General features: G+C 63.9%; 14 protein-coding genes and 1 tRNA gene. 4 read left to right on the top strand and 11 right to left on the bottom strand.

Annotated features, from left to right (window positions below; genetic code table 11):
- The first annotated feature begins 205 nt into the window (after window positions 1-205).
- Both E6B08_RS01320 and E6B08_RS01315 read left to right on the top strand, forming a co-directional pair.
- The gene (locus tag E6B08_RS01320) at window positions 206-1813 is read left to right on the top strand and encodes an ABC transporter permease (protein ID WP_136912437.1); all 1608 of its coding nucleotides are present in this window, start codon (window positions 206-208) and stop codon (window positions 1811-1813) included.
- Window positions 1810-2673, top strand: a complete 864-nt coding sequence (locus E6B08_RS01315; RefSeq protein ID WP_136912436.1) for an ABC transporter ATP-binding protein — start codon at window positions 1810-1812, stop codon at window positions 2671-2673. The genes E6B08_RS01320 and E6B08_RS01315 overlap by 4 nt, the downstream gene beginning before the upstream one ends.
- A 26-nt stretch (window positions 2674-2699) precedes the next feature.
- Here the strand turns inward: E6B08_RS01315 and E6B08_RS01310 are convergent, their stop codons facing one another.
- The 8 genes from E6B08_RS01310 to E6B08_RS01275 all read right to left on the bottom strand — a co-directional run bounded on the left by E6B08_RS01310 (window position 2700) and on the right by E6B08_RS01275 (window position 9898).
- Window positions 2700-2975, bottom strand: a complete 276-nt coding sequence (locus E6B08_RS01310) for a DUF971 domain-containing protein (protein WP_136912435.1) — start codon at window positions 2973-2975, stop codon at window positions 2700-2702.
- Window positions 2975-3940 carry a HEAT repeat domain-containing protein gene (locus E6B08_RS01305; RefSeq protein WP_136912434.1) on the bottom strand — a complete coding sequence of 322 codons (966 nt, stop codon included), beginning with the start codon at window positions 3938-3940 and terminating at the stop codon, window positions 2975-2977. The genes E6B08_RS01310 and E6B08_RS01305 overlap by 1 nt, the downstream gene beginning before the upstream one ends.
- Entirely contained in the window at window positions 3937-4794 is an 858-nt protein-coding gene (locus E6B08_RS01300; protein WP_136912433.1) for an ABC transporter ATP-binding protein, read from the bottom strand. Before E6B08_RS01300 ends, E6B08_RS01305 begins: the two co-directional genes overlap by 4 nt.
- Complete coding sequence (locus E6B08_RS01295; RefSeq protein WP_136912432.1) at window positions 4794-5576, bottom strand: ABC transporter permease; 783 nt, start codon at window positions 5574-5576, stop codon at window positions 4794-4796. Before E6B08_RS01295 ends, E6B08_RS01300 begins: the two co-directional genes overlap by 1 nt.
- Before the next feature lie 15 nt (window positions 5577-5591).
- Window positions 5592-6998 (bottom strand): ABC transporter substrate-binding protein, encoded by a 1407-nt coding sequence (locus tag E6B08_RS01290; RefSeq protein ID WP_136912431.1) that lies wholly within the window; start codon window positions 6996-6998, stop codon window positions 5592-5594.
- Between the two features lie 120 nt (window positions 6999-7118).
- Window positions 7119-7364 (bottom strand): 4Fe-4S dicluster domain-containing protein, encoded by a 246-nt coding sequence (locus E6B08_RS01285; protein ID WP_008096634.1) that lies wholly within the window; start codon window positions 7362-7364, stop codon window positions 7119-7121.
- Window positions 7365-7427: 63 nt separating this feature from the next.
- Complete coding sequence (locus E6B08_RS01280; RefSeq protein WP_136912430.1) at window positions 7428-9152, bottom strand: fumarate reductase/succinate dehydrogenase flavoprotein subunit; 1725 nt, start codon at window positions 9150-9152, stop codon at window positions 7428-7430.
- Window positions 9149-9898 carry a GntR family transcriptional regulator gene (locus E6B08_RS01275; protein ID WP_136912429.1) on the bottom strand — a complete coding sequence of 250 codons (750 nt, stop codon included), beginning with the start codon at window positions 9896-9898 and terminating at the stop codon, window positions 9149-9151. The genes E6B08_RS01280 and E6B08_RS01275 overlap by 4 nt, the downstream gene beginning before the upstream one ends.
- Before the next feature lie 197 nt (window positions 9899-10095).
- Between E6B08_RS01275 and E6B08_RS01270 the strand changes: the two genes are divergently transcribed.
- A tRNA-Arg gene (locus tag E6B08_RS01270) sits at window positions 10096-10172 on the top strand.
- A gap of 400 nt (window positions 10173-10572) precedes the next feature.
- Window positions 10573-11010, top strand: a complete 438-nt coding sequence (locus E6B08_RS30765; protein ID WP_192938608.1) for a CBS domain-containing protein — start codon at window positions 10573-10575, stop codon at window positions 11008-11010.
- Between the two features lie 19 nt (window positions 11011-11029).
- On the opposite strand, the gene E6B08_RS01260 is transcribed toward E6B08_RS30765, so the two are convergent.
- The 3 genes from E6B08_RS01260 to E6B08_RS01250 all read right to left on the bottom strand — a co-directional run bounded on the left by E6B08_RS01260 (window position 11030) and on the right by E6B08_RS01250 (window position 12496).
- The gene (locus tag E6B08_RS01260; protein WP_136912427.1) at window positions 11030-11668 is read right to left on the bottom strand and encodes an NADH:ubiquinone oxidoreductase subunit N; all 639 of its coding nucleotides are present in this window, start codon (window positions 11666-11668) and stop codon (window positions 11030-11032) included.
- 66 nt (window positions 11669-11734) lie between these two features.
- A complete protein-coding gene (locus tag E6B08_RS01255; protein WP_136912426.1) occupies window positions 11735-11977 on the bottom strand; it encodes a DUF2789 domain-containing protein in 243 nt (80 codons plus the stop codon).
- Window positions 11978-12037: 60 nt separating this feature from the next.
- Window positions 12038-12496: an aminoacyl-tRNA deacylase gene (locus E6B08_RS01250; RefSeq protein WP_136912425.1), complete on the bottom strand. Its 459-nt coding sequence runs from the start codon at window positions 12494-12496 to the stop codon at window positions 12038-12040.
- Window positions 12497-12624 lie beyond the last annotated feature (128 nt).

Raw genomic sequence — 12624 nt, 5'->3', positions numbered from 1 at the left:
TTCATTTTTTAGTAACTGAAAGACATAAACCAATACCCATGCGGCTCTGCGCCGAGGTTGCGAAAAACGCATGGAAAATATGAGGAAAACGCAACGCATGGGGGCTTCCGTATGCACAAGGCGCATGCTCTTATCTCTTGAAATATGATTCGTTGATTTTTTAATTCCATAAACGAATAACCTTGAAACGCTTCGGGAGAGGCCGATGAATGGAGTTCTCAGCCGCCGCCGCAGGTGGCCTTGGTGGCCGCTGCGCGGCCCTTTCGCGACACCGGGCCGCTCCCATGCCGGTATCGCCAGCCAACCGGTTCTCCCTTGGCTGGTGCCGGTGGCGGTTGCATTGCTGTGGGCAGTCGCCAGCCGACAGCACTGGATGAGCGAGCAGATCCTGCCCTCGCCGGCGCTGGTCTGGCAGAGCGCGCTGGAGTTCGGCTCGGGCGAGCTCTGGGAACATCTGTGGATAAGCCTGCAACGGCTCTGCTGGGGGTTGCTCGCCGGGGTGGCCAGCGGCTTGCTGCTGGGCACCTGGCTGGGGTCTTCGCGACGCGCCCAGACCCTGGTGCTGCCGACCTTCGTGGCGCTGGCGCAGATTCCCACCCTCGCCTGGATCCCACTGTTCATGCTGTTCTTCGGCATCGGCGAAATGCTCAAGCTGGTCGTGCTGGTCAAGGCCGTCGTGGTGCCGGTGACCCTGCACACCCTGGTCGGCGTGCGCGATGCCCAGCCCAAGCTGCGCGAGGCCGCCGCCGTGCTGCGCCTGCCGCGCCACCTGGTGTTCCTGCGCCTGCTGCTTCCGGCGGCGCTGCCCGCCTTCCTCACGGGCACCCGGTTGGCCCTGGCGACCGGCTGGACGTCGTTGCTGGCGGTGGAGCTGCTGGCCTCCAGCGAAGGCATCGGCTACCTGATGGTCTGGGGACGGCAGCTGTTCATGCTCGATCTGGTGCTGCTGTGCATCCTGGTGATCGGTGTGGTTGGCGCGGTGATGGAACGAGCCTTCACCCGCCTGGAAAAACGCCTGCTGCACTGGCCGCAGCCGGCCACTGGCGAGCAACAGCGTGGCGCCATCCCCCGGGGTTGGCAGAGCCTGCTGCTGCCGGTGGCGCTGCTGGCGCTGTGGCAGGCCAGCAATAGCTTCGGCTGGGTCGACAGCAACATTCTCACCGCCCCCTTGGACGTGCTGCGCAGCCTCCTCGACGGGCTGCGCGACGGCACGCTGGCGCAAGCGCTACTGTTGAGCCTGCAACGCGCCCTGGGCGGCTTGGCGCTCGGCGCCGGCGCGGGGTTGTTGATCGGCCTGGGGCTCGGCCTCTCGGCGATTGCCGAACGACTGCTCGGCCCAAGCCTGTCAGCCCTGCGCCAGGTGGCGTTGTTCGCCTGGGTGCCGTTGCTGACCGCATGGTTCGGCCTGGGCGAAGGCGCCAAGCTGGTGTTCGTCGGCCTGGCGGCGTTCTTCCCGATGCTCATCGCCACCCAGCGCGGCATCGCCAGCCTGTCGCCACAGCTTGGCGAGGCGGCGCGCACGTTGCGCCTGAACCTCTGGCAACGCCTGCGCCTGCTGGTCCTGCCCGGCGCCGCACCCGCGATCTTCGCCGGCCTGCGCCTTGCGCTGATCTACGCCTGGCTAGGCACCATCGGCGCCGAATACTTCATGCCCTCGGACGGCGGCATCGCCAGCCTGATGCTGGGGGCACAACAGCTGTTTCGAATGGACCAGGTGATGGCCGCCATGGTCTTGATCGGCCTGGTCGGCGCCTTGCTCGGCGCGCTGGGCCAACGCCTCGAATTGCGCGCCACGCGCTGGAGAACCGCATGAACGCTTTCAATACTTCGCACCTGCACGCGGCCAACCAGCCCGACGCCACGCCGCCTCGGGTGAGCTTCGAGGGCGTCGGCAAGGTATTCGCCGTCGATGGCCAGCCTTTCGAGGCCATCCGTGATTTCAGCCTGTCGATCAACGAAGGGGAGTTCATCGCCATCGTCGGTGCATCGGGTTGCGGCAAGTCCACGCTACTGCGCCTGCTGGTGGGGCTGGACACCGACTACAGCGGTAGCATCCGTATCGATGGCCAGCCGGTCAGCGGCATAGGCGGTGAGCGTGGCATCGTGTTCCAGGAGCATCGACTGTTCCCATGGTTGACGGTGGAGCAGAACATTGCCCTGGGCTTGGTCAACGAGCGCCTGACCCAGGGCGAGCGCGCCCGCCGCATCCATGAATTCGTGTTGCTGGTAGGCCTGACCGGCTTCGAGTCAGCTTATCCACATCAGCTTTCCGGCGGCATGGCCCAGCGCGTGGCGATTGCCCGTGGGCTGGTGGCCAGCCCGCGCATCCTGCTGCTCGACGAGCCATTCGGCGCACTGGATGCATTGACCCGCCAGCAACTCCAGGACGAGCTGCTGGCCATTCGCGAACGCGCCGGCATCACCACCCTGCTGGTCACCCACGATGCCGAGGAAGCCACCTACCTGGCCGACCGGGTGGTGGTGTTGGAGCCGCGTCCTGGCCGGATCAAGTCGGTGGTGGAAATCGACCTGCCCCACCCGCGCTTGCGTACCGGCGTGGCCCTGCATGGTTTGCGGGAGAAGGTGCTGCATCAGATTACCGGCGAGAGCGGCTACCTGCAGCCGTCTGTTCGGCGCGTGGAGGGTCTGAGGCCGGAGTTGATCGCTCTGTGAAGGACGACACATGAGTCGATCCCAGGTCACGCCAGGGTGCGCAAGTAGCTCCAGGGATAGATGCCGCGCTCGTGTCCATCACTGAAAAGCAACTGCACGCCATAACCTTGCGGCTCGATCCGTTCGATGCGCACGTCTGCGTCCACCATCCCGATCCCCCCCAGCAAGCGCGTCGACCGGCACCGTGAACAAGGGCAAGCACCCCGCAGCCGTGCATGGCTGATGACGGTTTCGCCGTCGCGCCACTGCACGGCCAAGAGCCCGAGTTCCTTTTGGTTGCGGATCGCGCTCGGAGCCTCCATCAGGCAGCCCCACGCAATTGCGCCAGGGCGATGCGCACCGCCTTGCGCACTTCCGGGTCACTGTCGGCCTCGGCCGCCTGTAGCGACGGTAACGCCCGCGCCAGGCCCAGTTCACCGAGCGCCAGCGCGGCTTCCTTGCGCAAGTTGGCAATACCGTGCCCCAGCAACTGCGCAAGCGCATCCAGGCCTTCCCCATAACGCAGCCGCCCGAGCGAACGCGCCGCCCTCAGGCGCACCTGCCAGAAGCCATCAGCCAGGGCGGCGACCAATGCCGGGCCGGCCTGGCCCTGACCCACTTTGCCAAGGGTGGTGGCAGCCTCTTCGCGCACCTGCCAAGCCGGATCGTTCAGCGCCGCGATCAACGCCGGCAACACCGAACCATCCCGGGCCAGGCCCAGCGCACCGATGGCGGCGCGGCGCACGTCGGTGTCGGCTTCGTCTCGGGCCAGCTCGGCCAACGCCGGCAAGGCCGCCACATGCTTGAGCCAGCCAAGGATACCGACCGCTTCGCGGCGTACCACCGAGTCCTCATCGGCCAGCGCCAGCAACGCCGGTTGCGCGGCTTCTTCCAGGCGCAGCTCGCGCAAGGCACGCAGCGCACTGGCACGCACGAAGGCATCGGCATGGTTGGCCCAAGGCAGAATCAGCAGGCCGGCATCGCTGCTTTTGAGCTCGCTCAGGCTCTGCGCTGCAGCCAGGCGCACGGCTTCGGCGCTATCGGCCAGGGCCGCGCACAAAGCCTGCACCACCTCTGGCTCTTCCCAGGCTTCGAGCAGGCGCGCCGCCTCGGCGCGCACTTCATCGTCAGCATCGACCAGCAAGGCGTCGGTCAGCCACGGCAGGGCATCCGGGTCTCCCAGATCGGCCAATGCGATCAGGGCAATGCGACGCACAGCGGCGTCATCGGCCTGGATACGCGGCAGCAGGTCGAGGATGTCGGGGTTGTCGGTGATTCTTTCAGTCATAGCGCAATCCGTAACGGCGGGTGGTCGGTGTCCGGCAGGCCAAGCGGGGTCAGACGCGGCAACTCGCGGCCCTCCTCATGGCGCAGCAAGGCCAGGCAGTGGCGTTTGAGGTGGGTGAACGCCGGGCTGGTCAGCAAGCTGGCACGGCGCGGGCGGGCAAAATCCAAACGCAGGTCCTCGATGAAGCGGCCTGGCCGCGGGCTCATCACCAGGATGCGGTCGGCCAGGAACAGCGCTTCATCGATGTCATGGGTGACGAACACCACGGTGGTGCGAATGCGGGTCCAGATATCCAGCAACAGCTCTTGCATGCGCGACCGGGTCTGGGCATCCAGGGCACCGAACGGCTCATCCATCAGCAGCAGGCGCGGGCGGTTGATCAACACCCGGGCAATCTCGGCACGTTGCTGCATGCCGCCGGACAACTGGCTGGGCCAGCGCCCAGCGAAATCGGCCAGCCCCACCAGTTGCAACATCTCCTGCGCCTGGCGGCGGCGTTCGGCCTTGCCCAGTCCCTGCATCTTCAAGCCAAAGGCCACGTTGTCGAGTACGCTGCGCCATGGCAGCAAGGTGTGGTGCTGGAAGACCATGCCGCGCTGGGGGGATGGCCCATCGATCGCCTGGCCATCGACGTTCAGGTGGCCGCCACTGGGCACCAGGTGGCCTGCCAGGGCGCCGAGCAAGGTCGACTTGCCACACCCCGACGGCCCGAGAATGCACACGAACTCGCCCGGTGCCACGCTGAAGTCCAGGCGCTGCACGGCCTCGAAGGCCTCGCTGCCCTGCCCCAGACGGATCGACACGCCCCGCGCCTCGATGCGCCCCGGCTCCAGGCCCTGTTGATAACTGCTCATCAGGTGCTCCTCCGGGTGCGGTACCAGGGTGTCGCCAACGCACCAAGGCGTTTGACCAAGGTGCTGCTGCCCATGCCCAGCAGACCGATCAGCAGCATGCCGACGATGATGTCCGGGTAGTTCTGCAAGGTGTACGACTCCCAGGTGTAGTAGCCAATGCCGAACTGGCCGGCGATCATCTCGGCGGTCACCAGGCAGAACCAGGAGGTACCCATGCCGATGGCAAGGCCGGTGACGATGCTCGGCAGCGCCCCGGGCAGAACCACCTCACGCAGGATGGCCCAGCGCCCTGCTCCCAGGCTGCGCGCCGAGGCCACCAGCCGCGGATCGACCGCTTCCACGCCGTGGATGGTATTGAGCAGGATCGGGAACAATGCACCGGTGAAGGTGATGAAGACCATCGACAGCTCCGACGACGGGAACATCAGGATCGCCAGGGGAATCCAGGCCACAGCCGGAATCGGCCGCAGCACTTCCAGGGGTGGCAACAGCGTGTCCTCGGCCCATTTCCAGCGACCGATCGACAAGCCGAGCCCGATCCCCAACAACGCAGCCACGCCATACCCGGCGAACACCCGCGCCAGGCTACTGCCCAGGTGCGCCAGCAAGGTATTGGAGGTCAGCAGTTGCCAACCGGCATCGAACACCGCACGCGGCGTAGGCACGTAGGTGAAGGTGAACAGGCCCAGGTCGAGCCTGGCGCTGGCAGCCACCTGCCAGAACACCAGGCAGGCCACCAACGACGCCAGTCGCAACGGCCAACGCTTGAGGTCGCGGGTCATGACGGTGCCTCCCGGTCAGCGCTGGGCTACCAGCTTCTGGTTGGCACTGACGAAGTCCAACGCTTCGCCACCATGGGCATTGGCATACTGCTCGGCCTGATCCTTGAGCAGAAATGCCGCCAGCTCGCCGTTGGCGCTGCGCACGAACCAGGCCTGGTTGGCCAGCAGCTTGATGCCGGTGTCGGCGGCCTGGGCATAGATCGCTCGGATGTCCTTGCCCTCTTGCTCGAGCTGGGCCAAGGCGGTGAGCGCAGCTTGCGGCGAAGCATAGTGACGGACCTTGTCCTCGCCACGCACCCAGATCTGCGCCAGGTGGCTGAAGTCGGTGATCGGTTTGCCGGTCAGTGCATCGTTCGCCTGCAGCGGCAGCGGCTCGTAGTTCTTCAGCGCCTTGTCGTAATCCAGGCCGGCCTGCTTGAAGGCCGCACGAATGTACTGGTCGTCGATGAACTGCGCGGTGTCCAGGCCTCGGTCGGTCTTCTTCAGCAGCTTGAGCGTGTCGATCGAGGTAGCTACTGCCTGGCGGTACTCGGGTTTCCAGGTCAGGTCGCGGGTCTGCAGGCCGAGCGGGCCATGGAACAGATAATTGACCTCGGCTTCGATGCCGGTGACCTTTTCGATCAGCTCGCTGTACTTTTCAGGCTCTGCAGCGATCAGCCGGTCGGCCTCGATGCTCGCGCGCAGGTAGGCGGTGACCACCTCGGGGTAGCGCTTGGCGTAGTCGGCGTCGACCAGCGCGCCATGCATCGTCGGTGCGTTGGCCTGCGAGCCGTCGTAGATCTTGCGGGCAAAGCCGCGGTTGGGGAACAGCTCGGCGAACGGCACGAAGTCGGCATGCGCCTCGATGCGGTTGCTGCGTAGCGCCGAGCCGGCAATCTCCGGAGCCTGGGCGATGATGCGGACATCCTTTTGCGGGTCCCAGCCCTGGGCTGCCACGGCACGTAGCAGCATGCCGTGGGCGGTGGAGGCGAACGGCACGGAAATGGTCTTGCCCTTGAGCTCGGCCAGCGACTGCACGCGCGAGTTGGCCGGCACCACGATGCCATTGCCACTGCCGCGTACGCTGCCCGACAGCACGCTGATGAACAGGCTGCGCTTGCCGGCATCGAGGTGCGCCACGCCATTGAACGAGCCGGGGAAATCGGCCATTGCGCCGAAGTCCAGCTTGCCGGCGACCATTTCATTGGTCAGCGGTGCGCCGCTGGTAAAGTTCTTCCATTCGATCTGGTACTGGGCATCCTTGTACTTGCCATCGTGTGGCAGGTACTTCTCCAGCAATCCCAGCTCACGGATCAGCAGGCCGCCGGTGGCGCAGTTGATGGTGGTGTCCTGGGTGCCGATGGCCACACGGATGGTTTCGGCGCTGGCGTTCAGGCCAGTCAATGCCAGCGCGAGGCCGGCCACGGTTGCTACAAGGCGCATGGGTGTTTCCCCTCGAATCGTTTCGAATAATGGTGTCGTCTCCGCCACCAGGCTCGGGTGGTGGGAAACGAGGGGCAGCGTTGCAAGGGCGTCCGGTGGTTCGCCGGATGGCGGGGGAGATCAGCGCAGCAGGTAAGGGATGTCGACCTTCACCGCGCCGGTGGGGCAGTCCTTCTCACAGGGCATGCAGTACCAGCATTCGTCGAAGGCCATGTAGGCCTTCTGCGTGGCTGGGTTGATGGCCAGCAGGTCCATGGGGCAGACCTCGACGCACACGGTGCAGCCTTTTTCGGCGATGCACTTGTCTTCGTCGATGGTTACCGGGGCACTGCTGCGGAAGAAAATTTCTTGCGGCTGGTAGGCCATTTCACGGTGTCCTTGGGGCCTTTGGCCCTCGTTCTGGTGTTTCGCTGAAGCGGGCAACTGCGCTCAGGCGGCGTCGGCCTTCACCCGCAGGCGGTCGTAGGCGGTCTGCTCGTCAGCATCGAGCGGGATCAGGTAGGGCTCGACCGCTTTCTTGAAGCTGGTCATCTCGCCGTCCTCACCCTTTTTCAGGTGGCAATGGCAGAACCAGTCGCCGTCGTTGCGCTCGGGGAAATCTACCCGGTGGTGGTACAGGCCCCAGCGGCTCTCTTCGCGAAACAGCGATGCACGTGCCGCCATCTCCGCGCAATCGCGGATCACCGCGACTTCCATGGCGCGCATCAACTCGTGCGGGTTGTTGGCTTTCATCTGCGCCAGGTCGCGCTCGATCTCGGCAAAGCGGGCCAAGCCGATTTCCATCTTCTTGGTCACCTTGGGTGGCTGCAGGTAGTCGTTGACCATGCGCCGCAACTTGTACTCCACCTGCGAAGGTGGCAGCCCATGCTCACGCCGCAACGGCGCGAATACCCGCTCGCGTTCCCGTGCGACCTGCGTCGCATCGACTTCGGCAAAGTCACGCCCAGCCACGTACTGCGCGGCATTGACCCCGGCGAACCAGCCATAGGTGAAAGCGCCGAGCATGTAGTTGTGCGGCACCGCGGCCATGTCGCCCGCAGCGTACAGGCCCTTGACGCTGGTCTCGGCCTTTTCGTTGACCCACACCCCCGATGCCGAATGCCCGGAGCAGAAGCCGATCTCGCTGATGTGCATCTCGACCATGTGCTGACGATAATCGGTGCCGCGGCCGGCATGAAACTGGCCCCGGCTGGGGCGCTCATTGCTGTGCAGGATTTCCTCGATGTTCTGGATGGTCTCTTCGGCCAGGTGATCGAGCTTGAGGAACACCGGGCCGTTGCCGCCTTCGAGTTCCTGGTGGAACTCCCACAGCATCTGCCCGCTCCAGTAATCGCACTCGATGAAGCGCTCGCCCTTGCTGTTGGCGGTATACCCCCCAAGCGGGCCGGTGACGTAGGCGCAGGCCGGACCGTTGTAGTCCTTGATCAGCGGATTGATCTGGAAGCATTCGAGGTTGGCCAGCTCGGCCCCGGCGTGATACGCCATGGCATAGCCGTCGCCGGCATTGGTTGGGTTCTCGTAGGTGCCCATCAGGTAGCCGGACGATGGCAGGCCCAGGCGTCCGGCTGCGCCGCAGGCAAGAATCACCGCCTTGGCGCGGATCACCCGGAACTCGCCGCTGCGGCAATCGAAACCCAGCACACCGGCAGCGGCGCCCTGCTCGTCAAGCAACACCCGGGTGCAAACCATGCGGTTGCTGATCTGCACCCGGGCTCGCTTGAGCTGGCGGTACAGCACCTTCTTGATATCGTGACCCTCGGGCATCGGCAGCACGTAGGCGCCCATGTGATGCACCTTCTTCACCGCGTAGTCGCCGGTCTCGTCCTTCTCGAACTTCACGCCCCAGCGATCGAGCTGCTCGATGGTCTCGAAGCTATGAGTTGCATAGGCATGCACCGCCGCCTGGTTGACGATGCCGTCATTGGCCACGGTGATTTCCTTGGTGTACTGCTCGGGGGTGGCGTGACCAGGGATGATCGCGTTGTTCAGGCCGTCCATGCCCATACTGATGGCACCGCTGCGCTTGACGTTGGCCTTGTCCAGCAGCAGTACGCTCAATGATTTGTCGTGCTCCTTGGCCTTGATGGCCGCCATGGGGCCGGCGGTGCCACCGCCGATGACGATGATGTCGTAGTCCTGGGTCTCGATGCTCATGCCTTGGCCCCCTTCTGGCGGTCGATGCGCAGGCGATACTGGAAGGCATCCCCACGGTAATAGAGGTGTTCGAAGTCCAGCGGCGTGCCATCGGCGGCATGGGTGAGGCGTTCGATGCGCATGATCGGCGAGCCTTCCTCCACTTCCAGCGCCTGGGTCAGGTCGCTGTCGGCCAGCACGGCGTCAATGGCAAGGTCGGCATGGCCGAGGGGAATGCCGCAATCGTTCTCCAGCAACAGGAAAATATCGCGGGTGACCAGGTCGGCCTTTTCCAGTTTTTCACCGACAGTCCTGGGCAACCAGGTGATTTCGAGCGACACCGGCTCGCGATTGATCAAGCGCACCCGACGAATCTCCGTCACCTGCGTGCCCTCCTCGACCTGCAGGCGCGCCGCGACCAGGGCATTGGCCGGCACGTGCCGAAAGCTGCGCAGACGGTTGAGCACTTCATAACCCATCTGCGTCATCGACTCGGCCAGGCCCTGCAAGGTGCTGACGTTCTGGAAGGCCTTGGGCTTGGCGACGAAGGTGCCTTTGCCATGGATCTTGAAGATCAGGCCTTCCTTCTGCAGGTCGCCCAATGCCTGGCGCACCGTGATGCGGCTGACCTCGAACGCCTTGCCCAGCTCGCTCTCCGAGGGCATGCGGCTGTGCGGAGGGTAGGTGCCATCGAGAATCCGCTCGCGCAGCAGCTCCTTGAGCTGGGTGTAGAGCGGTACGGGGGAAAGGGGGAGCAGTTCGGCCATGGTTTTCTTCGCTGTTGGCTGACTTGTTATAACAAGTTGTGACCAGATGATAGCGAGCATAACTGCCGCTTTAGAAATACTGTTATGGAATATAAATAGACGAGGTTCGCCCTGCTGGAGCTGGTTACGGAGGAAAAACATCCATAGATCAAGGCGATGGACGCAACCGAATCAGATGGGTATCATGCCTGCGCGTTGCACTCGTAGCTCAGCTGGATAGAGTACTGCCCTCCGAAGGCAGGGGTCGTGGGTTCGAATCCCGCCGAGTGCGCCATCTTCATCGCAAAGCCCGCCTCGTGCGGGCTTTGTCGTTTTTGCGGATCATCCGGCAGAAGATGGCAAAAGCGAGCGGCCTGGAGCACGCCACTGTTTCGCCATCGACGAAAGCTGTTCACTTAAGCTCTACATCGTCGGCATTGGGGCCGCTTTGCGGCCCTTTCGCGACACAAGGCCGCTCCCACATTGTCCGTGCTTGCCCTGTCGATAGGGGCTTTCACGGTCATTGTGGGAGCGGCCTTGTGTCGCGAAAGGGCTGCGCAGCAGCCCCGGCATTCTCAAGTGAAATGACGTTTTTCAATCGCCTCCATGCCGTTTCCTGCATTGCCGTGCAAGGCGCCGTGCCGGATGCTTTATTTACTCCGACAGGTCGTACTTTTCACCCCGCAGAGGCCCTTATGAAGAACGTCGAACAATTACTCAAGACCAAGTCCCAGCATCAGACCGTATACACCATCGGCCCTGACGACTCGGTGCTGGAGGCCCTCAAGCTGCTGGCGGAAAAGAACATCGGGGCCCTGCCCGTGGTCGAGGACGGCCAGGTGGTGGGCATCGTCAGTGAGCGCGACTACGCACGCAAGCTGGTGCTCAAGGGGCGCTCCTCGGCTGCAACGCCGGTGCGGGAGATCATGAGCGCACCGGTGGTCACGGTCGAGCCACGCAAGAAACTGGACGACTGCATGCAATTGATGACCGACCGCCACCTGCGTCACCTGCCGGTGGTGGACGGCGGCAAGCTGCTCGGCCTGCTGTCGATCGGTGACCTGGTCAAGGAAACCATCGCCGAACAGGCTGGCCTGATCCAGCAGCTGGAGCAGTACATTCGCGGCGAATGAGCACGTCTCAGTCCCTGCTTCAGTGGTAGGCACGCTCCAGTTCGTCGAGCTGATGATCGAAGCTGCGCAGGCGTGCCGACCAGGTGTACACCAGCACTTCCAGGTCCCGGTTGAGCACTGCGGTATTGCCCCGGCCAGTGCTCGAGGGTTCGCACAAGTCCAGCTGGTAGCGTTCGCGAGCCATCGCCGTGGCCACGCTGGAGAGGTCCCGGGCGTTGGCCAGCCAGTGGTGGTGGTGGTCGTGCACCTCGCGGTCAAGCGCCCGACACTGGCGCTTGAGTGCATCCAGGCTCTGCTCCAGCGGCGTACCCTTGAGCTCGCCCATGACCTCCTCGAACGTGCGCCCGGAATGCCAGTAGCTGCCCCAGAAATAGCGGTCGAACACCGTCTCGACCCGGCGCAGGGCTACTTTGGTGTTCCAGATGGTCAGCAACGTTCGGCCCTGGATCACTTCGCGCTTGTTCAGGTGCCACTGCTGCCAGGCGATCCACGTCAACGCCACCAACGTCACGGCGGCGGTAACCGCTGCCGCGGCGTAGAGAAACTGCACCGCCTGGTTCATCTGGTGCGTATGGCGGATGCCGTAGAAGTAACCGGCCGTCAGTGTGCCCAGGATCGTCACGGAGCACCAGAAACCTGGTGCGTAGGGATCTTTCATCGCGATATCCCCTTATTGTTTTCCTGAGCATAGCAACGGCCAAATTACTCACAGGTGCCGCTCGGCTTATTTTTTCTGCGGGTGCAGCGCCTCGTTGAGTTGATCGATCATCGGGATCCAGTCGGCGTCCTGGGCGTAGCTTTCCTTGAGGAAGGCACGCTGGGAGTCATTCCAGAACGGCGCGTCGACCAGCTTGATACCGTCATCGAGCGGTGAGTGGGTGGTGATGAAACGCTCGATGTCCGTCGGGTCGTCCGACAGGCCGAGCTGCTTGAAGATTTCCGAAAAAGGATGGATCGGTGCGTCCATGGTGCCTCCTAGGCGCCTGGGCGGTTGTCCACGACACCGCCCGGCATGGGTTGAAGAACATCAGCACAATTCGCGCACTTCGGCGCGTGGTACCAGTTTCAGGTATTGCTCCATACTCATATGGATCAGGTGATCGTGATCGCCTGCCTCCAGGTAGACATCGCCCTGACGGGTAAGACTCGAATCGAGCAGCATGTTTATCTGATAGGCATCGCCCAGCGCGGGCACCGCGCCGCGCTCGCAATCGCCGAACAGGGTCGGCAGGCCGCTTTCACGGGTCAGTTGCCAGGCGCCGGTCATGCGCACCTTGCTCATGTCCAGGTGCCGGTTGGCCGGCAGCACGGCCATGATGTAGTTGCCATGGCGGTCGTCGAGCATCACCGACTTGGCGACCCGCTCGGCGGGCACGCCCGCAGTACGCGCCGACTCAAGGCTGGTCGCTGAATGTGGATGGGGAACGATGTCGTAATCGCAGTTGGCCTGGTCCAGGCGCTGCTGCAGGGTCTTGGCCATACGCATGATGCACCTCCGGATGATCCCCCCAATCTTCAATTTTAGGCCGTGCCCAGGCAGGCATGGCTAAACTTTGTTCAGGGACCTCGATGAGGTGACGACAGGTGTACAGGCGCTGTCGCTGCTGGTTGCTG

It is taken from the genome of Pseudomonas putida, from assembly GCF_005080685.1.
Taxonomy (GTDB): domain Bacteria; phylum Pseudomonadota; class Gammaproteobacteria; order Pseudomonadales; family Pseudomonadaceae; genus Aquipseudomonas; species Aquipseudomonas putida_V.
The sequence above is the reverse complement of the archived record's forward strand: the minus strand, read 5'-3'. Positions and strand labels throughout refer to the sequence as shown.

Excerpts from the sequence above, each read along its gene's own strand:
- E6B08_RS01310 (WP_136912435.1), bottom strand. The coding sequence starts at position 2,975 with ATGGAGGCTCCGAGCGCGATCCGCAACCAAAAGGAACTCGGGCTCTTG.
- E6B08_RS01285 (WP_008096634.1), bottom strand. The coding sequence starts at position 7,364 with ATGGCCTACCAGCCGCAAGAAATTTTCTTCCGCAGCAGTGCCCCGGTA.
- E6B08_RS01300 (WP_136912433.1), bottom strand. The coding sequence starts at position 4,794 with ATGAGCAGTTATCAACAGGGCCTGGAGCCGGGGCGCATCGAGGCGCGG.
- E6B08_RS01295 (WP_136912432.1), bottom strand. The coding sequence starts at position 5,576 with ATGACCCGCGACCTCAAGCGTTGGCCGTTGCGACTGGCGTCGTTGGTG.
- E6B08_RS01275 (WP_136912429.1), bottom strand. The coding sequence starts at position 9,898 with ATGGCCGAACTGCTCCCCCTTTCCCCCGTACCGCTCTACACCCAGCTC.
- E6B08_RS01305 (WP_136912434.1), bottom strand. The coding sequence starts at position 3,940 with ATGACTGAAAGAATCACCGACAACCCCGACATCCTCGACCTGCTGCCG.
- E6B08_RS01315 (WP_136912436.1), top strand. The coding sequence starts at position 1,810 with ATGAACGCTTTCAATACTTCGCACCTGCACGCGGCCAACCAGCCCGAC.
- E6B08_RS01290 (WP_136912431.1), bottom strand. The coding sequence starts at position 6,998 with ATGCGCCTTGTAGCAACCGTGGCCGGCCTCGCGCTGGCATTGACTGGC.
- E6B08_RS01250 (WP_136912425.1), bottom strand. The coding sequence starts at position 12,496 with ATGCGTATGGCCAAGACCCTGCAGCAGCGCCTGGACCAGGCCAACTGC.
- E6B08_RS01320 (WP_136912437.1), top strand. The coding sequence starts at position 206 with ATGAATGGAGTTCTCAGCCGCCGCCGCAGGTGGCCTTGGTGGCCGCTG.
- E6B08_RS30765 (WP_192938608.1), top strand. The coding sequence starts at position 10,573 with ATGAAGAACGTCGAACAATTACTCAAGACCAAGTCCCAGCATCAGACC.
- E6B08_RS01260 (WP_136912427.1), bottom strand. The coding sequence starts at position 11,668 with ATGAAAGATCCCTACGCACCAGGTTTCTGGTGCTCCGTGACGATCCTG.
- E6B08_RS01255 (WP_136912426.1), bottom strand. The coding sequence starts at position 11,977 with ATGGACGCACCGATCCATCCTTTTTCGGAAATCTTCAAGCAGCTCGGC.
- E6B08_RS01280 (WP_136912430.1), bottom strand. The coding sequence starts at position 9,152 with ATGAGCATCGAGACCCAGGACTACGACATCATCGTCATCGGCGGTGGC.